This is a genomic window from Leptospira barantonii (assembly GCF_002811925.1).
GTDB lineage: Bacteria > Spirochaetota > Leptospiria > Leptospirales > Leptospiraceae > Leptospira > Leptospira barantonii.
This window is the reverse complement of record NZ_NPDS01000005.1, coordinates 1-24,657: the sequence shown is the minus strand read 5'-3', so window position 1 is coordinate 24,657 and position 24,657 is coordinate 1. Positions and strand designations below refer to the sequence as shown.

General features: G+C 44.5%; 21 protein-coding genes and 1 pseudogene. 11 read left to right on the top strand and 11 right to left on the bottom strand.

Translation table 11 applies throughout. The annotated features are described in order from the left end of the window. Nucleotides 1-107 precede the first annotated feature (107 nt). Nucleotides 108-2,699 (bottom strand): leucine--tRNA ligase, encoded by a 2,592-nt coding sequence (gene leuS, locus CH367_RS11890; RefSeq protein WP_100762736.1) that lies wholly within the window; start codon nucleotides 2,697-2,699, stop codon nucleotides 108-110. A 476-nt stretch (nucleotides 2,700-3,175) separates the two neighbouring features. On the opposite strand from leuS, the gene CH367_RS11885 reads away from it, so the two are divergent. After that, the gene (locus CH367_RS11885) at nucleotides 3,176-3,955 is read left to right on the top strand and encodes an ABC transporter ATP-binding protein (RefSeq protein ID WP_100762735.1); all 780 of its coding nucleotides are present in this window, start codon (nucleotides 3,176-3,178) and stop codon (nucleotides 3,953-3,955) included. Then, on the top strand, nucleotides 3,952-6,489 hold the full coding sequence (locus CH367_RS11880; protein ID WP_100762734.1) for an ABC transporter permease: 2,538 nt from the start codon (nucleotides 3,952-3,954) through the stop codon (nucleotides 6,487-6,489). The genes CH367_RS11885 and CH367_RS11880 overlap by 4 nt, the downstream gene beginning before the upstream one ends. 117 nt (nucleotides 6,490-6,606) lie before the next feature. Here the strand turns inward: CH367_RS11880 and CH367_RS11875 are convergent, their stop codons facing one another. From CH367_RS11875 to CH367_RS11840, 8 genes and pseudogenes are all read right to left on the bottom strand, one after another. Next, entirely contained in the window at nucleotides 6,607-6,909 is a 303-nt protein-coding gene (locus CH367_RS11875) for a hypothetical protein (RefSeq protein ID WP_100762733.1), read from the bottom strand. A gap of 66 nt (nucleotides 6,910-6,975) precedes the next feature. Continuing rightward, entirely contained in the window at nucleotides 6,976-7,524 is a 549-nt protein-coding gene (locus CH367_RS11870; RefSeq protein WP_100762732.1) for a YqgE/AlgH family protein, read from the bottom strand. Between the two features lie 21 nt (nucleotides 7,525-7,545). Continuing rightward, a complete protein-coding gene (locus tag CH367_RS11865; RefSeq protein ID WP_100762731.1) occupies nucleotides 7,546-8,514 on the bottom strand; it encodes a Gfo/Idh/MocA family protein in 969 nt (322 codons plus the stop codon). A 47-nt stretch (nucleotides 8,515-8,561) separates the two neighbouring features. Then, nucleotides 8,562-9,680: a molecular chaperone DnaJ gene (gene dnaJ, locus CH367_RS11860; protein WP_100762730.1), complete on the bottom strand. Its 1,119-nt coding sequence runs from the start codon at nucleotides 9,678-9,680 to the stop codon at nucleotides 8,562-8,564. A 154-nt stretch (nucleotides 9,681-9,834) separates the two neighbouring features. Then, nucleotides 9,835-11,766: a molecular chaperone DnaK gene (gene dnaK, locus CH367_RS11855; protein ID WP_100762729.1), complete on the bottom strand. Its 1,932-nt coding sequence runs from the start codon at nucleotides 11,764-11,766 to the stop codon at nucleotides 9,835-9,837. 33 nt (nucleotides 11,767-11,799) lie between these two features. After that, nucleotides 11,800-12,351, bottom strand: a pseudogene (gene grpE, locus CH367_RS11850) (nucleotide exchange factor GrpE); the annotation flags it as partial. Next, on the bottom strand, nucleotides 12,350-13,378 hold the full coding sequence (gene hrcA, locus CH367_RS11845; protein ID WP_100762728.1) for a heat-inducible transcriptional repressor HrcA: 1,029 nt from the start codon (nucleotides 13,376-13,378) through the stop codon (nucleotides 12,350-12,352). The gene hrcA and the pseudogene grpE, both read right to left, overlap by 2 nt. 268 nt (nucleotides 13,379-13,646) lie before the next feature. Then, the gene (locus CH367_RS11840) at nucleotides 13,647-14,174 is read right to left on the bottom strand and encodes an RBBP9/YdeN family alpha/beta hydrolase (RefSeq protein WP_100763012.1); all 528 of its coding nucleotides are present in this window, start codon (nucleotides 14,172-14,174) and stop codon (nucleotides 13,647-13,649) included. A 268-nt stretch (nucleotides 14,175-14,442) separates the two neighbouring features. Here CH367_RS11840 and CH367_RS11835 point away from each other — a divergent pair, with 268 nt between their 5' ends. Then, nucleotides 14,443-16,251: a penicillin-binding protein gene (locus tag CH367_RS11835; protein ID WP_100762727.1), complete on the top strand. Its 1,809-nt coding sequence runs from the start codon at nucleotides 14,443-14,445 to the stop codon at nucleotides 16,249-16,251. 18 nt (nucleotides 16,252-16,269) lie between these two features. Then, nucleotides 16,270-18,177: a motility associated factor glycosyltransferase family protein gene (locus CH367_RS11830; RefSeq protein ID WP_100762726.1), complete on the top strand. Its 1,908-nt coding sequence runs from the start codon at nucleotides 16,270-16,272 to the stop codon at nucleotides 18,175-18,177. Nucleotides 18,178-18,259: 82 nt separating this feature from the next. Here CH367_RS11830 and CH367_RS11825 read toward each other — a convergent pair whose 3' ends face one another. Continuing rightward, on the bottom strand, nucleotides 18,260-18,967 hold the full coding sequence (locus CH367_RS11825) for a hypothetical protein (RefSeq protein WP_100762725.1): 708 nt from the start codon (nucleotides 18,965-18,967) through the stop codon (nucleotides 18,260-18,262). A gap of 337 nt (nucleotides 18,968-19,304) precedes the next feature. On the opposite strand from CH367_RS11825, the gene CH367_RS11815 reads away from it, so the two are divergent. The 4 genes from CH367_RS11815 (at nucleotide 19,305) to CH367_RS11800 (ending at nucleotide 22,579) form a co-directional block, all read left to right on the top strand. Beyond that, nucleotides 19,305-19,688: a phasin-related domain-containing protein gene (locus CH367_RS11815; RefSeq protein WP_100762723.1), complete on the top strand. Its 384-nt coding sequence runs from the start codon at nucleotides 19,305-19,307 to the stop codon at nucleotides 19,686-19,688. Between the two features lie 108 nt (nucleotides 19,689-19,796). Continuing rightward, nucleotides 19,797-20,618: a hypothetical protein gene (locus CH367_RS11810; protein ID WP_100762722.1), complete on the top strand. Its 822-nt coding sequence runs from the start codon at nucleotides 19,797-19,799 to the stop codon at nucleotides 20,616-20,618. A 40-nt stretch (nucleotides 20,619-20,658) separates the two neighbouring features. Next, entirely contained in the window at nucleotides 20,659-21,456 is a 798-nt protein-coding gene (locus tag CH367_RS11805; RefSeq protein WP_100762721.1) for a glycerophosphodiester phosphodiesterase, read from the top strand. A gap of 73 nt (nucleotides 21,457-21,529) precedes the next feature. Then, nucleotides 21,530-22,579: an alpha/beta hydrolase family protein gene (locus tag CH367_RS11800; protein ID WP_100762720.1), complete on the top strand. Its 1,050-nt coding sequence runs from the start codon at nucleotides 21,530-21,532 to the stop codon at nucleotides 22,577-22,579. Nucleotides 22,580-22,613: 34 nt separating this feature from the next. Here the strand turns inward: CH367_RS11800 and CH367_RS11795 are convergent, their stop codons facing one another. Continuing rightward, entirely contained in the window at nucleotides 22,614-23,045 is a 432-nt protein-coding gene (locus CH367_RS11795; protein ID WP_100762719.1) for an SET domain-containing protein, read from the bottom strand. 127 nt (nucleotides 23,046-23,172) lie between these two features. On the opposite strand from CH367_RS11795, the gene CH367_RS11790 reads away from it, so the two are divergent. The 3 genes from CH367_RS11790 to CH367_RS11780 are packed head-to-tail and all read left to right on the top strand — an operon-like array spanning nucleotide 23,173 to nucleotide 24,385. Beyond that, the gene (locus tag CH367_RS11790; RefSeq protein ID WP_100762718.1) at nucleotides 23,173-23,661 is read left to right on the top strand and encodes an RNA pyrophosphohydrolase; all 489 of its coding nucleotides are present in this window, start codon (nucleotides 23,173-23,175) and stop codon (nucleotides 23,659-23,661) included. Then, nucleotides 23,661-24,095: a globin domain-containing protein gene (locus CH367_RS11785; protein WP_100762717.1), complete on the top strand. Its 435-nt coding sequence runs from the start codon at nucleotides 23,661-23,663 to the stop codon at nucleotides 24,093-24,095. Before CH367_RS11790 ends, CH367_RS11785 begins: the two co-directional genes overlap by 1 nt. 2 nt (nucleotides 24,096-24,097) lie before the next feature. Continuing rightward, nucleotides 24,098-24,385 carry an acylphosphatase gene (locus tag CH367_RS11780; protein ID WP_010572719.1) on the top strand — a complete coding sequence of 96 codons (288 nt, stop codon included), beginning with the start codon at nucleotides 24,098-24,100 and terminating at the stop codon, nucleotides 24,383-24,385. Nucleotides 24,386-24,657 lie beyond the last annotated feature (272 nt).

The following is a 24,657-nucleotide window of genomic DNA, read 5'->3' as shown; positions in this document are numbered from 1 at the left end:
CAACTTGTTTGTCGGAGCAAATTTTGTAGGAACTACTTCAGAACGATTTTCCGAAAAGTCTGCGGTTGGTTCCTAAATATAGGAGTTCCTACATTCTCAAAAAAAAATCAACCGATGACGATATTGACCAGTTTTCCCGGAACGTAGATTTCCTTTCGGATCGTCTTCCCATCTAAAATTCCCTTGATCTTCTCGAGATTCTTCGCCATTGCAATCGCATCGGCTTGGGAAACTTCTTTCGGAGCCTTGAACTCGTCTCTCAGTTTTCCGTTTATCTGAACCACGATGAGAATCTCGGATTCGATGAGATATTGCGGATTCGCTTCCGGAAATTTTTCATACGTCAAAGAACCGTTTTTGCCGGAACGTTTCCAAAGTTCTTCCGCGAGATGAGGCGCAAACGGAGCCAAAAGAAGAATAAACGCTTCCAAAACCTCTTTCGGTCTACGATCGGTCGGTGTGAACTCGTTCACAAAGATCATCAGTTGAGAAATTGCGGTGTTGAACGAAAAGTTCGGAATGTCTTCGGATACTTTCTGAATCGTTTTGTGAAGAATTTTCAATTCTTCCGAGGTCGGAACTACGTCGTCGAGACGGAAAGATTCTCCCTCGCCCGTATGGAAAAGTCTCCAGATTCGATTCAAAAAACGGAATACTCCTTCCACACCTCTCGTGCTCCAAGGTTTCACCATTTCAAGCGGTCCCATGAACATTTCGAAAAGTCGAAGACTGTCCGCTCCGTATTCTTGGATGACATCGTCGGGGTTTACCACGTTGCCCAAGGACTTGGACATCTTACGTTTGTCTTCTCCGAGGATCAAACCTTGGTGAATCAATTTTCCGAAAGGTTCCACGGTGGAAACGACTCCGATATCGTATAAAAACTTATGCCAGAATCTGGAATACAAAAGGTGAAGCACCGCGTGTTCGGAACCGCCGACGTAAAGATCGACCGGCATCCATTTCTTTTCCAGTTCGGGATCACAGAATAGTTTTCCGTTTTTCGGATCGATATAACGCAGATAATACCAACAAGAACCGGCCCACTGAGGCATCGTGTTCGTTTCTCTGGTTCCTATTTCTCCGGTTTCCGGGTCCTTGTATTTCAACCATTCTTTGGCGAGTGCGAGAGGGGATTCTCCCGTACCGGAAGGTTTAAATTCTTCTAAATTAGGAAGTTCTAATGGAAGTTCGGATTCGGGAATCGGTTTGGTGACTCCGGAAGGATAATGAACGAGAGGAATCGGTTCCCCCCAATATCTTTGTCTCGCAAAAAGCCAATCCCTCAGTTTGAACTGAATCTTTTTCTTTCCGATCTTTTTGTTTTCCGCCCAAGTGATGATCTTGGAAGAAGCGGAAGAATAATCCAATCCATCGATCGAAATTTCAGACGAAGAAGAATGGATGCAGACGGATGTTTTAGAATCGAAGGCCGCGTCCGTGATTTCACCTTGGATCACCGGAAGAATTTTTAATCCGAATTCTTTTGCGAACTCATAGTCGCGTTGATCATGAGCGGGAACCGCCATGATCGCTCCGGTTCCGTATCCGTATAACACGTAGTCGCTGATCCAAACCGGAATTTCTTGAGATGGATTTGCCGGATTGAGAACGTAAGTTCCCGTAAATACTCCGGTTTTTTCCTTACTCAGTTCGGTGCGATCCAGATCACTTTTTAAAGAAGAAGCCTTTTGGTATTCTTCGACCTTTTGTTTTTGATCGGGAGTTGTGATCTCCGCAACGATCGGATGTTCGGGCGCGACTACCATATAAGTCACACCGAAAATCGTATCGGGTCTTGTTGTAAAAATTCGGATTCCGTCGAGTCCGCTAGGAAGGGATTTTTTAAACGGAAATGTGATTTCGAGTCCTTCGCTTTTGCCGATCCAATTCTTTTGCATCTCCAAAGTGGATGTGGGCCATTCGACTAGTTTTAAATCCTCAAGAAGTCGATCCGCGTACGCGGTGATTCTCATCATATACTGACGCATCGGTTTACGAACGACTTCGTAACCTTTGTCCACCCATTCTTCCACTTCTTCGTTGGCGAGAACGGTTCCAAGAGCTTCGCACCAGTTTACGGGAATTTCGGCCTGATAAACGAGTCTGAAATCGGAAAGAATCTTCTCTTGATCCGCAAGGGAGAATTGTTTCCATTCTCCAGCGCTGAATTGTCTGTAATCCAATCCATTCGAACCTTTCTCCGAGAATCTTCCGACAAGCGCTTCGATGGATTCCGCTTTTTTTGACTCGGGATTGAACCAGGATTGATAGAGTTTGAGAAAGATCCACTGCGTGAATTTATAATAATCCGGGTCGGTCGTGGACAACTCTCGGGACCAATCGTAAGAAAGGCCGATCATTTGAATCTGACGACGGAAGTTATCTATATTATTTTTTGTAGTGATTGCGGGATGAACTCCGGTCTGCATCGCATAACGCTCCGCAGGAAGTCCGAAGGCGTCCCAACCCATCGGGTGAAGGACTTCGAAACCTTTCATTCTTTTAAAGCGAGAAAGAATATCGGTCGCAGTATAACCTTCCGGATGACCTACGTGAAGTCCGGCGCCGGACGGATAAGGAAACATATCCAGGCAGTAGAATTTCGGTTTAGAAGACCGGATGTTTGTCTGAAAGCTTTTGTTTTCTTCCCAGAATTTTTGCCAAAAAGATTCTACTTCCTGAAACGGATATTGCATTTGGATCCTTACTTTCTTACTGAGTCGATTACCTTGATCAATCTTTGAAATGTTTTACTCAAACAAGTTTTGCAAAGATCATATTGGTAGAGTTGCGTGACTTTTGATCTGCATCCGGTGCAAGTCAAGAGATGATTTCCTTTCGGTTCTGTTTGTTTTTCTTCGAGTAACTGCATTTTGCTCCCAGACTTATCCATGCTGATTTGTTTATTTACAGAGTGTCAATAAATCCGGAAAGAAACGTGATCCAACAACATCCCTTCCCGGCAGATCGGAGATTACGTTATAAAAACCGGGTAGTTTAGAGTCAAAAAAAATTAGCCGAAGTCGAACGGAAATAGATGGAATTTTTTTTAAAAAAATTCGGATCTTTTGTTTTATGTGGAATGCTTTTTTAAAAGCGAGTTTCCAATGTATGATAGTCAATCCGTTGGAAATTTATTTCTTTTTGAATCGGATAAGGAAAGGTGTTACGTTTGCTACAAGTAAAAAATCTCAATAAGTCCTATTTAGTTTCGGGAAAAAAACTCGAAGTGTTAAAAGACGTCTCCTTTACCATCAAAGAGGGAGAATTCATCGCAATCATCGGTCCTTCCGGTTCCGGTAAGTCCACGTTGCTGGCTATTTCAGCAGGTTTGGATCGACCGGACGACGGAGAAGTCGTTCTAGACGGAATTCCTCTTCTACAAAAGCAGGAAGACGAGCTTGCAAAGTTGAGAGGAGAGAAGATAGGATTCATCTTTCAAAATTTTCAACTGATTAAGTCTCTCAACGCGTTGGAAAATGTCTCTTTACCTCTTGTGTTGAATTCCAAATTGGATTCCACGCAAATAAGGGATCGTGCTTTGACCTGGTTGGAAAAAGTTTCGATGAAAGAAAGAGCTTCGAATTTTCCGGGCCAACTTTCAGGCGGTGAAGAACAACGTATCGCCATCGCAAGATCCTTCATTCACAATCCTAAGATTCTTTTTGCGGACGAACCCACCGCGAATTTGGATAAAAAGAACGGAGAGATGGTGATGAATCTTCTCGCCGAGTTGAATCAGAAAACTTCTTCCACGTTAATCGTCGTTACTCACGATCATTCGGTTGCGGATCTCGCCGATCGTGTATTAGAAATGAGTGATGGTCGCATAATAAAAGAGACAATCGGTAAAAAGCGATCGCCAAAAACTTCTTCCGCGTCTTCCAAAACGTCCGTTCGTTCCGTGAAAGGATCGAACGCAAAGAAAAAGGTCTCAAAGAAGAAAAAATGAAATTCAAATTATTGATTCAATCCGTCTTAAGAGACTTTCGATCCAGAAAGAGCTCCGCTTTGCAGATCGTTTTGGCGATCGCGATCGGAACCGGCTCCGTAACCGCGATTCACGCGTACAGGGAAGAATTGAGTCGCTCCATTCTCAAGGAAGCGCGCAATCTGATGGGCTCGGATCTGCTTGTACAAACCGCTTCTCCTTTGACCGCGGAGCAGAAAGAATTTATGTCCACCACGCTTCCAAAAGGCTCGGAAACCTCGGAACTCGTGCAGTTTGCGTCTATGCTCCGAAATAAGGAAAACGACGAAACGACTCTTTCTCTTATCAAAACCATGTCCGGAAAATTTCCATATTACGGTGAGATCGTCACGGAACCGGCGGGAGTTTATCGCAAGTTAAAGGAAGGGGAGATTCTTCTTGAGGAAAGTTTAATCAAGAATTTAAAACTCAAGATCGGTTCTTCCGTTTCTCTCGGTGAGAGAGAATTCATTCTAAAAGGAAAAGTTTTAAAAGAACCCGGAATCGCGGGAAGTTTTCTTTCCATGGCTCCGACTTCGATCATATCGGGGGCTTCTCTCGCGTCGACCGGGCTGGAACAAAGAGGTTCGCGCATCAGTTATTTGGTTCCGATCAAACTCAAGGATCCTTCCGTCGCGGGTAAATACAAGGAAACTCACTTCAAAGAGTATATTCAAAAAGACTTAACTCTTTACGATTCCACCGAGACCAATTCGGGTTCTCGAAAATTTTTAACGAACACGTTGGACTTTTTTAGCCTTCTCGGTTTGTCCGCTTTCTTTTTGGGAGGAATTTCGATTCTACTCGCGAGCCGAGCGGGGATTCGGGAAAAGTCGGGAGCGCTCGCCGTATTAAAATGTTTGGGAGCGAGTCCTCGCGCCGTAAGTTTGGTCGTTTTGGGAGAATTGTTTTTCTTTTCTTTGATCGGTTCTATTTTAGGAATTTTACTCGGCGCGGTTTTACTCAAATGGATTCCGGATCTTGCGGGAGAGGATATTCTCAGTTTTCAACCCACGATCGGATTTACTTCCTTAGTCTGGGGACTTTTGATCGGCATTTTAATTCCGTTCTTCTCATCGGTGGAATCCTTAGTCGAGATCCGAACGTTAAAACCGATTCTTGCGCTCAAACAGGAATTTCAGGAAGAAACGAATCGGATTCTCAAGTTTAGAATCACTCAGATCGCGGGTTATACGATCTTATTTCTTTTGTTCTTTGCGTTGGCTTGGTGGGAAACGGAAAGCGCGTTGAAAGGATTGATTCTTTGTTCGATTCTACTTGTTCTTCCGTTGATCGTATTTTTAGTATATTCCGGAATCAGAATATTAATTTCCAGGTTTCGGGATCGCGGCGATTTTTCTCCCTTTGTTCGGTTTATCATCGGTAAATTCGACAGACCGGGAACTACCTTGTCGCTTTCGGTGATCGGATTGACCAGTTCGCTTTTCATTCTTCTTTTATCCTTGATCGTAAGCGAAAGTCTTTTGGAATACAGCGGCGCAAAGGACACCGAAAGAAGACCGAATCTTTTTGTGATGGATATACGCGCGGAACAAAAGGAACATTTCGAAGAGGTCGCTCGAGAATTCGGTGCGGAGAAAGTGATCGTCGCTCCGGTCATAGGCGCTCGTTTGTCCAAGATCAACGGAGAAACCGTGAAGAAGGACGAAACCGAATCCTCCGCATTAAAGCGCGATTGGAGATCCACCGCCAGAACCCGAGAATATTTTTTATCTTACAGAAACGATCCTTATCCGACCGAAAAAGTCGTAAACGGCGATTTTTGGAGAAAGGGAGAAGAGGATCAGATTTCGGTCGAGAAAGAATTCTCAACACATCTAAAAGTGAACTTGGGAGATAGTTTGACCTTTCTCATCGGAGGTGTGGAAGTCACCGGTGTGATTCGCAATTTTAGAACCGTAAACTGGGCGGACATGAGACCGAACTTCGTGGTTTTGTTTTCGAAAGGGATTTTGGAAAAGGCTCCGGGTTATTATCTGAGTTCTTTAAGAATCGAATCCGAAGAAAAGAGATACGATCTTCAGAAGAATCTCGTTTCCAAATATCCGAATCTAACGATCATCGATACGGACAAAGCGGTCCGCGCGTTTTTGGGAATCTTGGAAAAAATTTCTTTCACGATTCGATTGATGACCTGGTTGATTTTGGGAGCTTCTCTTCTGCTTGTATTGACCGCGCTCAACTCGAGTCGTAAGGAAAGAATCGAAGAAACGACCTTACTCAGAATCATCGGAGGGACTTCGAGTTTTTTGAAAAAGGTTTTTCTTTGGGAAGGAATTCTTTTGGGAACATTTTCCTTTTTATTAGCCTTGTCCTTGGCTTGGGTTGCGAACGAATTGATCAGCCAAAAAGTTTTGGAGATTCAACCTTCTCATCCTTTCGTCGAATATTTACTCGCTTATATCTTTACGATTCTCGCGACCACTTCGGTTTATTATCTGAATCTAAGGGGAGAATGGAAAAAACCGCCGGTTAGTTTTATGAAAGCGATTTAAGAATTAAAAAAGGAAAGAGGCGGCGCGGCTGCGGTTTTGGTAAAACGTCCAATCGCCTCGCCTCGGTTGCCCCGACGCTCTTTTTTGTATTTTAAAAAAATAGAATATTCTAAAAAATTAACGCGCTAAAGCGGAAGTCGACGCGAAAAGTTCCGAGACGCCGAAAGTTCCATTCTTAGCGGAACAAACCTTGTAATTGGAGGCGCTGGGGCAAGAAGCGGTGCCGCCGACTTTGCAACCTTTGTCCTGGCATTTTTTTCGATTATCAAACGTATCGGAACCGGTAAATCTACAATAGTCCCTGCAGATATCCGTCGAACCGGAAGTGCAGATGTAACAACCGTCCGCAGAAAGATCGCCGATGGAAACTAAGAAGACTAAGACGCTGAGAATAAAGAATAGACCTTGTAACTTTCGCATAAGAAAGAACCTCTTCGTTTTTGTGATCCTAAAAGTTCGAACTTCTCTGTAAAGGCTAAAACAAAATCAATTCAACATCGGATCTTTCGTGTGTTCCACGAAATACTTATAGATTCCGCCCTTGCTTTTGAGAGCTTCTTGCCAAGTTGTTTCCGGATCTTGATTGAGAACGAAATCCTTCGTCGCTTCGTGAACGACCCAAGACTTGCGGTTCATCTCCGTTTCTAACTGACCCGCGCCCCAACCGGAATAACCTTGATAGACGTGAAACTTGGAAGAGGATTCCAACAATTCCAAAAGAGTATCGAAACTTCTTGCGAGATACAAACCCGGAATCACTTCGATGCCCGGTTGAGAAATTTTAGCGTCTTCGTGTAGAACGGAAATGAAAGTCGGATCGACCGGACCCCCGGAATAGATCGGAAGGGTTTTACTCACTTGTTCCGGAATTCCTTGAATTACATCTCCGATAGACGCCTCTTGCCTTTTATTCAAGACCAAGCCGAAGGCGCCTTGACTGTCATGTTCGACCATTAGGATTACCGTCTGATTGAAATAATCCATAACGATCGAAGAATTGGAGATTAGAATTTTACCGTTGTAAGTTTCTTCCATACGCAACCAATTTAGACCGGATTACTTTTTAGACGTTCCGTGAATTTCGGAAAGAATTTGATAAGCGATTTCCAGCGTGGAAACGTCCGAGTTCCGATTTACGATCGGTTCGGTTTCCTTTCTGATACAACGGATAAAATGTTCGTGTTCTTGTTTCAAAGGATTGTCCTTGTGAACGAAGATTTTTTCCACGATGGATTCCTGACGATATTTAATCTCTTCGGATAAAAGAAGAATATCGGACGTCGCTTGTCTGTGAAGTTCGATTTCCTGATCGGTAAAATCGAGCATGATATAAACGTCTTTCTGAGTGATGTTCAACGTTCTGATCTTAGCCTGAGTCGCTCTGGAAGCGGTGATACTCGCAAGGCAACCGTTTTCGAATTCGAGAAGAACGTTCGCAATATCTTCGTGATCGGATAACACCTTTGCGCCGGAGGCGGAAACTTTTTTAACCGGAGAATTGACCAGATTCAAAACGATATCGATATCGTGGATCATCATGTCGAGAACGACTCCGACGTCTTTGATTCTCGGGTTAAAAGGAGCGAGCCTACGGGATTCGATCAGTAAAGGGTCCTTTACTATTTTACCTAATTCTAATACGGCTCCGTTGAATCTTTCCACGTGGCCCACGAGAAGAACAAGATTCTTATCCGCCGCGAGTTTTACCAATTCCTTCGCTTGTTCCGTGGTTTCCGCGATCGGTTTTTCCACTAACACGTGTTTGTTGGCGAGCAGGGCCTTCTTTGCGATTTCGTGATGTAGAAAAGTGGGAACGGCGATTACAAGCGCGTCCACTTTCGAGATCAACTCGTCGATCGTCGCAAACGCGGAGGTCTTGTGTTTTTCCGCCATTTGTTTCGCTCTCTCAACGTCCGCGTCGAAAATTCCGATCAAGTTCGCGTCGTTCAGAGTTTTTGCCACGTTCACATGGTATTGTCCCATATGTCCGGTTCCGATCACACCGAGTTTTACTCTTTCTGTCATTGTACTTCCTTTTTGTTTCGAGCTTGGAAGCTCGTTGGCGATTTTACTTATTTAGTAAAAATTTTGCCTTTGGAGCCGGGAATGTTTTCACCCGATTCTCTGGCGAATTCTTCTATCAGTTCTTTCTGTCTTCTGGTTATCTTTTTCGGAATTTCGATCTTCACTACGACGTGTTGATCTCCTTTTCCGTAAGCTCCGAGATACGGCATTCCGTGACCTTTCAATCGGAACACTTGTCCCGATTCGGTTCCTTCCGGAATTTTCATCTTTGCTTTTTTGCCGTCGATGGTCGGTACTTCGATTTCAGCGCCGAGAATCGCTTGAGCTAACGTGATCTTACGAATAAGAATCAGATCGTTTCCTTCTCGGCTGAACAATTCATGTTTCTTAATATGTGTCACCACATACAAGTCGCCGTGTGGTCCGCCGTTCGGTCCCGCTTCACCTTCTCCGGAAACCTTAAGTCTGGAACCGGTTTCGATTCCGGGTGGAATTTTAATATTGATCGTTCTGCGTTTTTCCTGAAGGCCTTGTCCACCGCAGGATTTACACGGATTGGAAATGGTGGTTCCTTTTCCTCTACAAGTAGGGCAGGTCGTCGCTACGGAAAAGAATCCTTGTGTTCTTCTTATTTGTCCCGAACCGCCACAATCCGAACAGGTTACGGGAGAACTTCCTTTGGCCGCGCCGGAGCCGTTACATTCTCCGCAGGATTCCAAACGGGGAATTTCGATTTTATATTCTCTTCCGAGTGCGGCGTCTTCTAAAGAAACTTCCAAGTTGTAGCGTAAGTCCGAACCTCTTTGTGGTCCCGATCTTCTTCCGCCGCTGAAACCGCCTCGACCTCCGCCGCCGAAGAAATCACCAAAGATATCGCCGAAGTCTCCGAAGATATCGGAGAAGTCCGTGTACGCGCCTTGTCCGTATCCTCCGGCTCCCGCACCCACACCCGCTTTACCGAATTGATCGTAAGCCTGACGTTTTTTTGCGTCTCTTAAGATTTCGTATGCTTCGGTCGCTTCTTTAAATTTTTCTTCGGATTCCTTATCGCCCTTATTCTTATCCGGATGATATTTGATCGCTAACTTACGATAGGCGGATTTGATTTCCTCATCGCTTGCGCTTTTGGAAACTCCAAGAATATCATAGTAACTTCTTTCACTCATTGTTTAATTCCAAGGTTGCGTCGAATCCGATCCGAGGTTTCGGTTTGTTCGGCGCTTTCAATGATTTCTAAAATCCCCGCGTCGCGCTTTGCGCGACGCGGGGTTCATTCCAACTTTATATTCGAATCAATTCGATGATAAGCGGAACGGCTTCTTATTTTTTCTCATCATCCACTACGGTATAATCCGCGTCGACGACCTTTTCCCCGTTCTCTGCGGAATTGCCCTGATCGCTCGGTCCTTGACCAGCGGATCCGGGAGCTTGTTCCGCACCCGGCGCTCCTTGCGAATAAATCTTAGTAGCGATGTCCGAAGCGATTTTAGAAATCGAAGCTTTTGCGGATTCGATTCTCGCTTTATCGTTACTTTCGATCGCTTCACGCGCGCGTTTGATTTCGTCGGTTGCGAGTTGTTTTTCGCTTTCTCCGATTTTATCTCCCGCTTCGTTAACGGTTTTTTCAAGAGAGTAAGCGATGGTGTCTAACTCGTTCTTAGCTTCGATCACTTCTCTTTGAGCCTTATCAGCCGCCGCGTGCGCTTCCGCATCCTTCACCATCTTTTGAATTTCATCTTCGGACAATCCGGATGAAGATTCGATTCTGATCTTTTGTTCCTTACCGGTTCCAAGATCCTTTGCGGAAACGTGTGCGATTCCGTTCGCGTCGATGTCGAAGGTCACTTCAACTTGAGGAACTCCTCTTGGTGCCGGTGGAATTCCGATCAGATCAAAACGGCCGAGCGTTCTGTTCGCGGAAGCCATTTCTCTTTCACCTTGGAGAACGTGAATCGATACCGCGGATTGATTGTCCGCCGCAGTCGAGAACACTTGCGATTTCTTTGTAGGAATCGTTGTGTTTCTTTCGATCAACTTAGTCATCACTCCACCGAGAGTTTCGATACCGAGTGAAAGAGGAGTTACGTCGAGAAGCAATACATCGGAAACTTCTCCGGCTAACACACCACCTTGAATCGCCGCACCGACCGCAACCACTTCGTCCGGGTTTACGGATTTGTTCGGTTCTTTTCCGAAGATTTGTTTTACGAGTTCTTGAACCGCAGGAATACGGATCGAACCGCCGACTAAGATCACTTCGTCGATTTCGGAAGCTTTGAGTCCAGCATCACGGAGCGCATTCTCACATGGAATTCTTGTACGATCCACGAGATTCTTAGTAAGTTGGTCGAACTTCGCTCTGGAAAGAGTCATGTCCAAGTGTTTCGGACCGGATGCATCCGCGGTGATGAACGGAAGATTGATCTGAGTGGACATCGTTCCCGAAAGTTCGATCTTCGCTTTTTCAGCGGCTTCCTTCAATCTTTGAACCGTGTTCTTATCCGCAGAGATGTCGATGCCGGTTTGATTTTTAAACTCGGAGATCATCCATTCCATGATCGCCATATCGAAGTCGTCCCCGCCGAGATGTGTATCTCCGTTCGTGGATTTTACTTCGAAAACTCCGTCTGCGAGTTCGAGAATCGAAATATCGAACGTCCCGCCGCCGAGGTCATAAACCGCGATTTTGGAATTGATGTTCTTCTTATCGAAACCGTACGCAAGCGCGGCGGCGGTTGGCTCGTTGATGATCCTTTCCACTTCAAGACCCGCGATTCTTCCCGCGTCCTTGGTAGCTTGACGTTGTTCGTCATTGAAATATGCAGGAACCGTAATGACCGCCTTGGTCACTTTTTGACCGAGATAGTCTTCCGCGGTTTGTTTCATCTTCATAAGAACGCGCGCCGAAATTTCCTGAGGAGTGAATTCTCCAGCGGAGGTTTCGAACTTAACGCCTTCGTTACCGGAACGAACCACTTTGTAGGAAACGTGTTTCATTTCGGATTCGCACTCGTTGAGTCTGCGTCCGATGAATCGTTTTGCGGAACGGATCGTGTTTACGGCGTTCGTGATCGCTTGGTTCTTAGCGAACTGGCCGACCAGATTTTCTCCCTTCGCCGTGAATGCTACGATAGAAGGAGTCGTTCTCGCTCCTTCAGAGTTTTGAATAACGACCGGATCTCCACCTTCCATTACGGAAACGACCGAGTTAGTAGTTCCTAAGTCGATACCTATAATCTTTTCTTTGGACATTGTTTTCTCCTTTATACTTCCCTGAGATTTTTATTATGACTTCGGTTTTCCGATTCGAACCCTTGCAGGCCGAAGCGTAAACTTGTCTTCGTTTTCCTTGTAGTAATAACCCGGTTGATAAACGTCTATGACCGTTTCTTCCGAATATTGATCGTCTTCTTCCGAAGAAAGCGCTTCCATCGACATCGGGTCGAATGATTCTCCCTTAGGATCAAAACGAACTACATTCGATTTTTCTAATACGGAATAGAATTCCTTGAGAATCATCGCAACTCCGTCCACGAACGGTTTTAATTCTTCCGCGTTGGTCTGTGTCGCGCCCACTCTTTCCAAGTTGTCGATCGGATTCAAAAAACCGCTGACCAAGGATTTAACCGCTTCCTTTCGGATCGAAGTGAATTCTTGAGCGGAACGGCGTTTGAAGTTTTGAAACTCAGCCCTTTCTCTCGCCCAGGAATCCTTTAAGGATTCCACTTCCTTCTTTGCGGCTTCCAATTCCGTTTGAAGCGAATTCTCCGGTTCCGGTGATTGTTCCGTTGTCTGTGTTGATTCTTCAGGATTCATGTTCTCTAATTTTCTTTCCTCATTTACTAATTCGTGTCACCATTTCGGAGACGAGTTTCGACGTGAAGTCGACGAGCGGTAAGGCTTTATTGTAATCCATTCTTTGCGGTCCGATGATTCCTAACGCGCCGATCTTTTTTTCTCCCATCTTATAGTTGGAGGTGATGATCGAAACTCCGGACATCGATTGATCTCCGTCCTTTCCGATGATCGTATAAACTCCGTCCTGATCGATATAATCGGAGAAAAATCCTCTTAAAAATCCCTGGTCGTCCAGAAGAGAAAGAACTTGAGAAAGTTGTTCTTCTTCGTCTCTGAAGTTCGCATATAGATTTTTAAAACCGTCGATATACAACGTGACCTCGGAGTTATCCGGAGTCATCGCGGACGAAATCAAACTTGCGATTCTTGTAAAGTCTTCGGGTCCGTCTTTGCGGATCATCAACTTCGGAATCACTACATTCTGAATTTCGTATATATCATACCCTCTCAGGTTATCGTTCAGATATTTTGAAATCTGATACAACGCTTCCTGAGAATAATTCCGATCCACAAAGATATTTCTATGTTGAACGGTGCCGGATCTCATCACGAGAATCATGAGAATCTCGTCCCCATGTACGTGAATGAGTTCCAAATGTTTTAGAGTATCCAGAGTTTTCGCCGGACCGATCACGATTCCCGCCGCGTTCGACAGGGAAGAAAGAACCGAAGCGGTCGCTTTCAAAATCTGATCGAGTTTAAACTGCATCTTCAGATATTCTTCTTGGATGCGTTGTTTTTCCTTAAGGGTCAACTCGTAGAGAATCACAAGAGAATCCACATAAAAACGATAGCCGCGTTCCGTCGGGATTCTTCCCCCCGATGTATGTCTGGACGCGAGATAGCCGTAGTCTTCCAGATCCTTCAATACGGTTCGAATCGAAGCGGGTGAAAGTCCGATATCATGTTTGTCATAGAGAGTTTTGGAACCGACCGGGCGATTCTCCTGGATAAACTCGTCTACAAGGGCTTTCAGAATTCTCTTATGGCGTTCTGTGAGATCCATTCTATTTCTGGCACTCTGAATGTTAGAGTGCTAATCTATACAATTAGTTTCCAAATTCCAAATAAAAATGTCAAGGAAGAAAGTAATTCAAGATGGTTGAGGGGGTGAAATTTGGCATTAAAGAGAGGAGAGTGCCGGAAATCAGGGAGTTCAGCGACATAAATTGGTTCGTTGTCGTTGGCCGTAGTTCCGACCAAAGAAGTTCGAGAGGTTCTGCGAATCAATTCGTTGTTCCGCCTTTTGTAGGAACTACTACTTTATCTTCCCTTTAGGACAAAAGCCGCTCGTAGATCCGATAACCAACTTCCCAATTTCCCAGATTGGATTGGCTATTGATATGACCTTCTTCACCCAAATTGACGGCCTGAAGTCCCCAAGTTTCCGCAAGCTTTCGAGAAAACTCGGGGCTACAATACGGATCGTTTTCACTGTACACAAGAATACCCGGAATTCCGAGATTCGTTTGTAGGAGCTCCTCGAAACCGACTAAACCTTTCGGAAATACGGAAGATTTTGGGTCGGGCGGCGCAACGAGCAGAACGGAACCGATTCGATTTTTGATTTTCGGAGAAGAATTTGCGATCAACAAACAGCCGAGGCTATGACCGATGAGAATTGGATTCTTCCCTGAATCCGAGCCGTCGATTTGATCCAAAAGACTTTGTTCCCAGTCGGAATAGACCGGGTTGATCCAGTCTTTCTGCTGAATTCTGATAAATCCGTAGTTTTGTTCCCAATGGGTTTGCCAGTGGTCCGGTCCGGAGTTGGAAATGCCAGGAATGAGATACGTTTTCATTTGAATTTCTTCGCCTTTTCGGGATTTTGTAGGATCTCCTACTTTTTTCAAATCAGGAGAGAATCTGCTTCGAATTGAATTTTTCGTCAAGTTTAATTCGTTAAAACAGAATAAAATCCTTTATATTGAACTGGCGAGCAGCCGACATTGAGTCGACGATTCGCAGAATCGACAACAGCGCGAAATGGCCTAGAACTTCTTGGAACGGTTTGAATCGGAAAACAAGACTTTCCGAATTTAAAGGATCCGACGATCTTATCAATACAGGATGAATTCTCGCAAAACTCGGCTCACGATTCTATTTTCTTTTATCTGCATTCTTTTCTGCATTCTCATAGGAAGAGTTGTCTTTCTTACATTTTTCAACGAAAGAGAAGTCATTCTAAAAACGGGAGATCGAATCATGCGCGGAGCGATCTATGATCGAAGAGGAATCGAACTCGCGATGACGGTCGACTCCGCGACGATCGGGATCTATCCCGCGAACATCTACGATCCGAACTTCACCGCGGTACAACTCGCGCCTTATCTCGAAATGTCCCCCGATAAGATCGAAGCGATGATCCGTGAAAAGAGCCGTTATTTCTTACTCAAACGCGAGATCGACGAAACGCTCGGAAACAAAATCATGGACCTCGCACTTCCCGGAGTTCGAAGAGAAAGAGAATACAAACGAGTGTATCCTCATGGAATTCTCGCATCGAGTCTTGTCGGATTTACGGGAATGGACGACGATCGTGCGCTTTCCGGTTTGGAAGTTCAATACAACCAAGACTTGATGACTCCGACCGAATCCGATTCTTCCAGAGGAAGCAATCTTCATCTAACGATCGATGGGTTGATTCAATACAAACTCGAGAAGGCCCTCGGAAAAAGATTCGAAGAAACCGGTTCGAAGAAGGCGATCGGAATTCTCATGGAGATCAACACCGGAAAAATATTGGCCTCGGCTTCGTTTCCCGCGTTTGATCCGAATCAATACAACGAATCGGGAGAAGATTCTCATACAAACTGGGCGATCCGTCACGTATACGAACCCGGTTCCACTATGAAAATTTTTCTGGCCTCGGTCTTATACAATGAAAATCTAATACGTCCGGACGAGAAGTTTCATTGTCCGGGTTACGTAGAACTCGGTAAAACGAAGATCAAATGTACGGACGCGCATGGACATTTGAACCTGGAGGAGATTCTTCAGTATTCCTGCAACGTGGGAATCATCAAGGCTTCTCAAAGAATTCCGGAACCTCTACTGTACGATTATATGAAGAAGTTTCAGTTCGGCGAAAAGACCGGATTCTTACCCAACGAATCCGTTGGATATTTTCCTCCTCTGAAAAAATGGACTCCTGCGACGTCGATGTTTATGGCGATCGGACAAGGGATTTCCGTCACTCCGATTCAACTCGTAGCCTCCGCCGCGTCCGTGGTGAACGGAGGGAGAATGTTGACTCCTCGTGTGGTTTCACACTTCAGCGATTCTTACGGAGAAATTCTTCACGAATTCAAAACACAAGAATCTCCGATCGGAATCCGAGAATACACGACCGAAAGAATTTTAAGAGCGATGACAAGAGTCGTTCAATCGGGAACTGGAAAGAACGCATACATTCAAGAATATTCGATCGCGGGTAAAACGGGAACAGGTCAAAAGGCAGTATCAGGAAAAGGTTATGTAGAAGGTTTGTGGTCCGCTTCCTTCTTAGGATTTTTTCCCGCGGAAAGACCGAAGATCGTGGGTTTGATTCTTTTTGACGAACCGAAGGGAGGAACCCATTCCGGCGGCGGTTTGGCCGCTCCCGTTTTCAAAGAGGTCGTCGAAAATATCATTCCGATCATAGAACAAGGGGAAAGAACGGTTAACGTTTCTCTCAAACGGTTTCAAAGAAAGAATGTAAAACCGACCGAAATCGGAGAGATTCCCGATCTGATCGGGAAAAGTAAAAGAGAAGCCCTCGAGATCGTAAGACCTCTGGGGATTCCGGTTAAATTTCACGGAAGCGGTTTTTGTTACGAACAGGAACCCGCGCCCGGAAAAAAAGTCCAAGACGGAAGACTCAATCTTTACTTTAAATAAATAATATATTCTAAAATCATGATATATTCAGACGTCGACGAAACGATCCTGCGGAAAAACCTGAAAAGTTTGTCCGATTACAATCCGTCTCTTGGAGAAAAAATCTCCGAGGCGGTTTTGGGTTCGTCGACTTCGATCTCCGTTTCCTCTTTCGAAATCAAAACATCCAAAACCGGACTTCCCGTGCTCGTCGCGGACGGAATCGCACTTCACAGTTTGATGGACCCGATTACCGAATCGAAACGACTTTTGGACGGATTGAAAAAAGAGGACGAAGAAAGGGTTTTTTTGTTTTTTGGGGCCGGGGTCGGTTACGTAGTTTTAGAAACATTAAAGTTTAAGAATGTAACCGCGGTTTGGATGGAAACCGATCCGACGATTCTGCGTTATGCGCTTTCTCTATTCGATTATTCGGAATTTTTAGAATCCGGAAAACTGAGAATTCTTTTGACGCCGCTTTTAGAACAGGATCTTTACGCGGCGTTTCGCGGAATTTCCGGATTTCCGATCAGCTTCATTCCGCATCGAGGAAGCAATCAGTGGAAGAAAGATTCTTACGAGGAACTTCGATTTATTTCCGAAGGATTCTTTCACAAAAAGGACGTGAACATTTCCACGCTCACCCGTTTTGAAAGAATCTGGACCCGAAATTTTATTTCCAATCTTCCCGAACTCGCGGATATGAAACCGATTCTTTCCTTGTTCGGAATTTGCGGCGGCAAAACGGACATTCTCGTTTGCGGAGCGGGGCCGTCCTTGATTCTTTCCCTTGAGGAAATTAGAATATTCAGAAATAATTATATTATTATCGCGGTCGATACCGCGTTGATGGTTCTTTGGAACGCAGGGATCGATCCCGATCTGGTTTTTTCCGTGGACCCTCAGGCCCTCAATACGAAATATCTGGAAGGTTATACTGGAAACGCGAGAATCGTTTTCGATCCCACATCCTCGTATCATTCTCTTCGATTGCCCGGAAAATTTAAGAAAGGTTTTTTTACTTCGTCTCCGTTTCCTTTGATCCGAATTCTTTCATCGAAACCCGAAGAGGAAATCGGAGCGATCGATTTCGGCGGTTCGGTTTCGACGAACGCCGTCAGTCTCGCCGAAAAGATGGAAGCGAGAAACATTCTTTTGGTCGGTCAGGATCTTTCCTTTCCGGATAAACTCGCGCATTGTAAGGGTGCGGTTCTCGAAGAAAGACTCAATCACATCGAGTCCAGAAAATTCAGAAGAGAATATCACAATCACAAACAGATGACCGCTCTTCCCGTAAAACGAGTTCGTTCGATTCGCGGCGGAGAATTGAGAACCAACGAAAAACTTTTGATCTTCAAGAAGTGGTTCGAAGAACATTCTAAAAAGAATTCCTGGTTTAACTTCGGAAAAGACGGGGTCGTTCTGGAAGGAATTCCGGGCGCGGACTTCGCGAAATACATTCAAAAAAACGAATGCGATCTAAATGAAGTTCGATCCACTCAGGACCGAATTCTTCAAATCGCGGATCAGCCAACACCCACACAAGCTACGCGAACGACCCGCAACGAACTGAAAACATTGTTCGAACAACTCAAGGGTTTTTCAGAAAAAGTAACCAGGGGAAGAATTCTTTCTGAACGTTTGTATTCTCAAATCCGCGCCGAAGATAAGTTTAAGGATCAGATCCTAAAGAATCTAAAAGAGATGGATCGAATCGACGAAGAGGTTTCTTCTCGAAAGGGCTTAACCGAAATTTTAGGAATGAGCATTCAGAGAACGGTTCTTATGATTACCGAAGGTTACGAGGGCGGTCTTACTCTGGAAGAAAAGAAAAACGAAAGACTGGGAATCGCAAAAAAGAGTCTGCTTCTGTATCAAGGTTTGGAAGACGCTTGTAAGCTTCATTCTAAATTGATCGCGAAAGCGATTCAAAGAATTTCCGACTGATAAAAGTATCTACGAGATCGCAAAATCTTTTCTCTTTGCAACGAAACGATTTTACGATCCCACATGACGATTGAACTTCAGATTAATTGTTTTTATAGACATACTCCAATACGAATCCGTCTCCACCGTAGAGCAGATAATTGTCTCTTCTCCAGGTAGCCCTTTCTTGCGGGTTATTTCCCTTTGTATTGTTTCCCGCAGGATAATAAATTATATTGGACTCATGCGAGTTTCCATTTACGTATAAACCGGTTTTCTGCGACGTCACGTAAAAGTTTATGGTATTGATATCGGCGGCCGTAAACGGGACGGTCAAACCCATTCCGTCGATCTCTGTGTTGTTGATCCCATCGATAAAAAATTCAAGATAGGCCATGTATCGTTTACCGCTGACTGTAATAAATCGCGGAACTTCGTTTTCGATGACGACCGGAACGGTTACGTTGGTGACCGTATTGTTTACATCCATTTCTCTTACATAAACGAGTAAGCCCCCGCCCGCCATCTGTGCGTCTCCTTTTAGAACGATGGCCGAATGACCGTTGGAAGTCGTGCTTTGATTCGTATCCGATTTCGGATTACCGCTCGCGTCGCATTCGCGAAACGTTGTTCCGTGAGTCTTTAAGATGTTTACTGCCTGTGTGGTACCAGTAAGCGCGAGGAGGGATTGATTGTTATCCGATTCCTTTTGATTACACTGAAGTACGTTGAAAAATGCAATCAACAGTAGCAAAAGAAAACCGGCGAGTGTTCGGAGTTGATCCTTCTTGTTTCGTATTAAATTTATCATTTCTTACCTACCTTTTAACTTATCTTAAACTCGGAAGGTTTTACTTTTTTCAGTTTTAGTCTGAAAAACATTCATCATTTATAAGAGGGCACTCCGGTTTTCATGTTTAGAAAAAGTGAGAATTCTTTTTAAAGATCCCTCCGTTGACACTTCGAAACAAACAGAACCCCTCATTTCAAAATTGCCCAAACATCGGCGTTTAGTCAAATTTGCGTAGATTCTAGAAAAATAGCGAAATTGAGGAATTTTTTTCTTTTTTAGGTTGACTGAAATTGTGCGGTGCAATACAAAAGGATTGTGCGATGCACAACGAATCGATCTCAAGGAGAAAAATCGAATGGAAAAGCAAATTCTAGATGTTCTGAATGCGGGTCTGGGACTCATCAAAGCTGGTCAAGAAGGTCTGGGTAAAGCGAAAGCTGATCTCGAAAAAACCTATTTGGAGCTTGTTACTAAAGGAGCTTCTGACAATTCCGAAGCGACTGTAAAAATCCGCGAAACCGTTGATAAAGTTCTCAACGATATCAAAGAAGTTAGTTCCGTTGCAGGAAAAAACTACGAAGAAACCAGATCTAAGATCATCGAGAACTACAACAAAATTACCGAAGAGATCAAAAACAAAATCCCTGAAGGCCAAATTGAAGCTGTAAAAGCTAAAATTAACGAAGTGGCTGAAGCGATTAAAAACACCACTTCCGGTAAAGCTGCCGCTTCTAAATAAGAATCGTAACTTTCCCTCTCGGGCGGGGCTTAAACCCGCCTGAACCCTTTCTTCTTTTACCTTCCTTTCTCTTGACAATGCCTTCCGCTTCGATAAACTCTTTGTCCTATGAACAAGTCCTATGCGTTGGTTTCTTGTGTTGTTCTCATTCTTCTTTCGTTTCAGAATTTATTTTCGCAGAACATAGTGCCCGTTCCTTCACAACAACAAGAACAAGATCAGAACGACGGAGTTAAGAATTCCGATTCGGATTCGCGAAAGGATTCGAATGTAAACTCGGGTTCGGATACGAAAGGCCCTTCGCAAAGAGAAATTCGGATGAAACGAAAATTCTTTTTCGGAGGAATTTATTTTCCCGGTTACGGTTCCGCGATCTTAGGTTGGAACGCCTGGAAGAATGTTTCCATCGGATTTCAATACTATTCCAACTTTTCCAGAACGAACGCCGATTTCGATTCGAGATATTCCTACTTAGTAAGTTACGGAATGGCGAGACAATCCGATCGTGAATCGAAGGCGGCAGGCGGGGGAATTTTTTTGAATTACTTTCTGGCCGATTCTTCCGTTTATATTCCGATCGCGTTCGGCGGAGAATACTTTAGAAATACTAGATACGATCAGTTTATCGATACGACGGGCGCACTTTCGTATCGTTCGGAAAGGATTCATCTGGATTACGGTCCTCGTTACTATGCGGGAACCGGTTTGGGCGTTCGTCATCAACTCGAATCGGGATTCTTTTTCGGATTCGAGGTTCTTTTGAGGGCATTCGCTCCGTATCACAAGAACGTTACGATCGATTCCCTGGATTACGCGAACCGTCCCGCGACCGTTACCGATTATTGGCTACGAAAGGAAGAGATCAAACGGGATCACGCGGGAAAAGTCTACGACGCAGGTTTCGACTTTGCCGTAGGTTTTGCGTATTGAGATGTAATATAAAATAAATTGAATATATAAAGAATAGAATATGATTGAGAATATACAAACCCGTTCCGATCTCAAAAAACCTCTCGTATTCGCACATCGCGGTTTTAGCGGAGAATTTCCCGAAAATACGATGATAGCGTTTCGCAAAGCGATCGATACAAAAGCGGATCTGATCGAATTGGACGTAACCCTTTCCGAGGATCGGGAAGTTGTGGTCATTCACGACGACGATCTGGATCGCACGACAAAACTTGTGGGAAACGTTCGCAGATTCGAATCCGAAATATTAAACGAACTCGACGCGGGTTCTTGGTTTTCCAAAAAATTCAAAAAGGAAACGATTCCGTTTTTACGAGACGTTCTTTTGCTGATTCGAAAATCAAAAACGGATCTGAACATCGAAATCAAATCGACTGCGATGGATTCTTTTGTGGACGCGCGTTCCATCGAAGTTAAGGTTTTGGATCTGGTTCGTCAAAGCAAACTCGAGGATCGGATCGTAATCTCTTCGTTTTCTTGGGAATGTTTGGAAAGGATCCGAAACCTTCATCCAAAAATCAAGTTAGGCGTTCTTGTGGGAGACGAAAGCGGAAACGTGGAAGAAGCGATCGTGTTCGCCGAAAAGATCGGAGCTTGGAGCGTTCATCCTTCCGCAGAAGACGCTTCGGAAGAGAATTTAAAAAGAATCGCAAAAAAGAATTTTTTAAGCGTCGTATATACCGTAAACAAAATCGAAGAGATGAAACGTTACTTAGGTCGGGGGGCGGACGGACTTTTCACCAATTTTCCGAAGGATATGAGGAAGTTGTTGAAGTCGGAATTCTTCCCTCGAAGTTGAATTGTAATTTCGTCGTAATCAATATCCAACACAAATCCTTCAAATTTTACATTTAGGAACATCAACCGTATCTATGAAAAATTTTTTCTCCGCGATTCGTTTCGCACTCAATACACGCAATAATTCCACAAAAGGAATCTCAGAAGAGGAACTTCAACTCACGATCGGAAAGGAATCCGTGGGCGTTCTAAAATTCTTTCCCGAAAACAAAACCACATTCAAAGGAACCATTCTCGCGGTGAACGGAATGGCTTATCTCGGAAATCAAGATCCTCGTTTCAAAGCCGTTTGTAGAGGAATGGCTTCTTGCGGTTTTTTGGTTTTTTCTCCTCAGATGCAGGAGATCAGCGAATTCAAAATCAAACTCGAAAGTATCGAAAAGATCAAAGGATTGATTTTGAATCTTTCCTCCAATCCCGAGTTTTGTCCCGATGGAAGAATTTCCTTATTCGCTCCTTCGTTTTCTGCGAGTATGGGTTTGATCGCCGCGGCCGAACCGGATGTGGGTCAAAGGGTCAAATCGATCTGCACGATCGGCGCTTACGGAAACGTTCAAACTACTTTGAGTTATCTGATGTCTGCAGAAGGTTCAGACGAGTATGGAAGAATGATTCTTCTTTGGAACTTCGTTCACTTCGGAATCGGTGAAAACGAAGAAGTGCGTAAGGCATTACACGCGAGCATTTTAGACGGAAGTATTCTCAGAGAAGCTCCCGAACTTCCGAAGGTTCTCGAAACCATGGAGCCCGCAAACCGGGAAATTTTTTTCAAACTCAAAGACGACAAGGAATACAGATCCGAAATTTGGGATAGAATCGTTCGCAACGCGGGACCGTTTCGTTCTTTTTTACAGGATCTTCAGGTTTACAATAAGCTCGAGGATTTAAGAGCTCATGTCGCTTTGATTCACGGTGTGGAGGATAACGTGGTTCCCGCTTCTGAATCGACTTTGATCTTGGAACGATTGTTGGAAAGAGATCTTCCTCAAAACAGATCGAAGCTCGTGTTAACTCCTTTGATTTCCCACGGAGATATAGGCATTACTCTAAAAACATTGCCCGCTTTGTTCAATCTATTGGGCGGCTTTGCGTTCTTTTTCCGTCACGCCGCCTCTAAGATTTAAGATCTAAGACTTAAGTTCGAGTTTTAGGGGAGAATCAGTTTCGTTCTACGGGATCGATGTCCGTATTGATCCAATACTCGTCGCCGTAGTCGAAGAACAATTCTTCCCCGGCTCTTACTTTACGGATGGCTTCGAATCTTGCGGTCTTCCATCGAACCGATACGACTAACTTAACGTTCGGTTTCGTACTGTGGTTCATAAAACGCGTATAATTGCTTTCTTTGCCTTCTCCGTAAATCCAATGATCCTTACAGATCCAGAGAAGATATTTGGATTCGCAGTATTTGGAGGAGTTCGCTATCTTATCGGTGAGAATTTTACCGGTATAATATCCGATCGTATCGCCTTTGTTTACGTTTTCTTTCGGGAATAAACCCATTCCGATTCCGGGAATCGACGAAGCTTTGATTTCAAAATCCTTCTCTTTAAAGATGCGTGAACGGGAAGACTTCTTAGTTAATTGCATTGCGAAACTCAAACTCCTAAACGATAAGGATCTATGTGTATGATTCCCAAGAGAGTATAAAATTTGCAACTGAATTCCATCTCTAAAACTTCTTGTCATAGAAAAGCTCGAACGGGAGCCTATTCGTATGGAAAAACCGTACAGAAAGAATGTCGGGATGGTAGTGTTCAATTCTCGCGGAGAAGTATTGGTGGGAGAACGATTGAACTTTCTAGGCTCTTGGCAATTTCCTCAAGGCGGGATCGACGAGGATGAGGACCCGATCCAAGCGGCTTTGAGAGAATTATACGAAGAGGTCGGAGTGGATTCCGGTAAGATCGTCGCCGAATATCCGGATTGGATTCCGTATGATTTTCCGGAAAACCTTCCTCTCAATCGTCATCTTCAAAAATACAGGGGTCAACTTCAGAAATGGTTTCTGATCTATTGGAACGGAGAAGCCGCGGACTGCGATCTGGACGTTCATGAAAGGGAATTCGAAACGGTTCGATTTATACCGATCGAAAAAACTTTGGATACGGTAGTGCCCTTTAAAAAAGACGTATATTATAAAATTGTAAACGAGTTCGGACCGAAGATCCGTTCCTTTTTGCAAGAGATCGGAAATCGGTCCTGATGGAAGAAAGACCTCTTTTTATTCCACCCGGCGGTCCTCCGGGTCCGGTTCCCGGTTTACAAACCGTTTTTCAAACGGTAGGGGAGAATTCTCTCCGTAAGTTGGTTAGCGATTTTTACGATCAAATTCCGCAAAGCCCGATCGCTTTTATGTTTCCTGAAGGTTTGGAAGAGAGTAAAATTAAATCCGCGCATTTTTTAATTCAAGTAACGGGCGGTCCTCCGTTGTATTCTCAGAACTACGGACCTCCGAGAATGCGGGCGAGACATCTTCCGTTTCCGATCGATGAAAAGGCGAGAAGGGTTTGGCTTTCCTGTTATCGAAAGGCTTTGGACGACTGGGATGCGGATTCTTCCGTTAAGGAAATTCTTTGGAATTTTTTTAAGGACTTTTCCGCGTGGATGGTGAACTTGGAGAGCAAAACGGAGGAATAAGAATGGGATCTAAAAATAATTCAAGAGCTAAGATCTTAGTGCGCGGAAAAGTGCAGGGCGTGGGGTTCCGTTATTATATTCTCCAGAGAGCGCAAGAATGTAGACTCAGCGGATTCACTCAAAATCTTCCCGGCGGAGAAGTGGAAACCGTGGTGGAGGGCGACAAGATGTTCATCGAGGATCTTTACAAGGCGATTCAAAGAGGACCGAAGGGTTCCGAGATCAAGGAAGCCGTTATCTCCTGGGAAGAACCGAAAGGGAACTTTAGAACTTTCGAAATTAAAAAGTGATTCTATTATCGATTTCTGTTATAGTTTTCGCGCTTGCGTTTCTGATTTTCTATCCGCGCTTTTCGGGTCGATCCAAAAGAAACAACACAACGGGAGATCGCTCGACAGATTGGAACACGGATTCGGGGAGCTTGGGTCATTTCGGAAATTCAATCGACTCGGAAAACTCAAACCATTCTTCCTTTTGGGATTGGATCGGCGGCGACTCGGGAGATTCAGGCGGTTCCGATGGAAGCGATAGTAGCGGTGATTCCGGCGGAGGAGATGGCGGT

What these genes read in the sequence shown, in the direction of transcription:
- CH367_RS11780 (WP_010572719.1), top strand. Translation starts at nt 24,098, where the DNA reads ATGGGATCTAAAAATAATTCAAGAGCTAAGATCTTAGTGCGCGGAAAA.
- CH367_RS11835 (WP_100762727.1), top strand. Translation starts at nt 14,443, where the DNA reads ATGAATTCTCGCAAAACTCGGCTCACGATTCTATTTTCTTTTATCTGC.
- dnaK (WP_100762729.1), bottom strand. Translation starts at nt 11,766, where the DNA reads ATGTCCAAAGAAAAGATTATAGGTATCGACTTAGGAACTACTAACTCG.
- CH367_RS11785 (WP_100762717.1), top strand. Translation starts at nt 23,661, where the DNA reads ATGGAAGAAAGACCTCTTTTTATTCCACCCGGCGGTCCTCCGGGTCCG.
- CH367_RS11830 (WP_100762726.1), top strand. Translation starts at nt 16,270, where the DNA reads ATGATATATTCAGACGTCGACGAAACGATCCTGCGGAAAAACCTGAAA.
- CH367_RS11815 (WP_100762723.1), top strand. Translation starts at nt 19,305, where the DNA reads ATGGAAAAGCAAATTCTAGATGTTCTGAATGCGGGTCTGGGACTCATC.
- CH367_RS11840 (WP_100763012.1), bottom strand. Translation starts at nt 14,174, where the DNA reads ATGAAAACGTATCTCATTCCTGGCATTTCCAACTCCGGACCGGACCAC.
- CH367_RS11810 (WP_100762722.1), top strand. Translation starts at nt 19,797, where the DNA reads ATGAACAAGTCCTATGCGTTGGTTTCTTGTGTTGTTCTCATTCTTCTT.
- leuS (WP_100762736.1), bottom strand. Translation starts at nt 2,699, where the DNA reads ATGCAATATCCGTTTCAGGAAGTAGAATCTTTTTGGCAAAAATTCTGG.
- CH367_RS11800 (WP_100762720.1), top strand. Translation starts at nt 21,530, where the DNA reads ATGAAAAATTTTTTCTCCGCGATTCGTTTCGCACTCAATACACGCAAT.
- CH367_RS11875 (WP_100762733.1), bottom strand. Translation starts at nt 6,909, where the DNA reads ATGCGAAAGTTACAAGGTCTATTCTTTATTCTCAGCGTCTTAGTCTTC.
- dnaJ (WP_100762730.1), bottom strand. Translation starts at nt 9,680, where the DNA reads ATGAGTGAAAGAAGTTACTATGATATTCTTGGAGTTTCCAAAAGCGCA.
- CH367_RS11825 (WP_100762725.1), bottom strand. Translation starts at nt 18,967, where the DNA reads ATGATAAATTTAATACGAAACAAGAAGGATCAACTCCGAACACTCGCC.
- CH367_RS11880 (WP_100762734.1), top strand. Translation starts at nt 3,952, where the DNA reads ATGAAATTCAAATTATTGATTCAATCCGTCTTAAGAGACTTTCGATCC.
- CH367_RS11805 (WP_100762721.1), top strand. Translation starts at nt 20,659, where the DNA reads ATGATTGAGAATATACAAACCCGTTCCGATCTCAAAAAACCTCTCGTA.
- CH367_RS11865 (WP_100762731.1), bottom strand. Translation starts at nt 8,514, where the DNA reads ATGACAGAAAGAGTAAAACTCGGTGTGATCGGAACCGGACATATGGGA.
- hrcA (WP_100762728.1), bottom strand. Translation starts at nt 13,378, where the DNA reads ATGGATCTCACAGAACGCCATAAGAGAATTCTGAAAGCCCTTGTAGAC.
- CH367_RS11795 (WP_100762719.1), bottom strand. Translation starts at nt 23,045, where the DNA reads ATGCAATTAACTAAGAAGTCTTCCCGTTCACGCATCTTTAAAGAGAAG.
- CH367_RS11790 (WP_100762718.1), top strand. Translation starts at nt 23,173, where the DNA reads ATGGAAAAACCGTACAGAAAGAATGTCGGGATGGTAGTGTTCAATTCT.
- CH367_RS11870 (WP_100762732.1), bottom strand. Translation starts at nt 7,524, where the DNA reads ATGGAAGAAACTTACAACGGTAAAATTCTAATCTCCAATTCTTCGATC.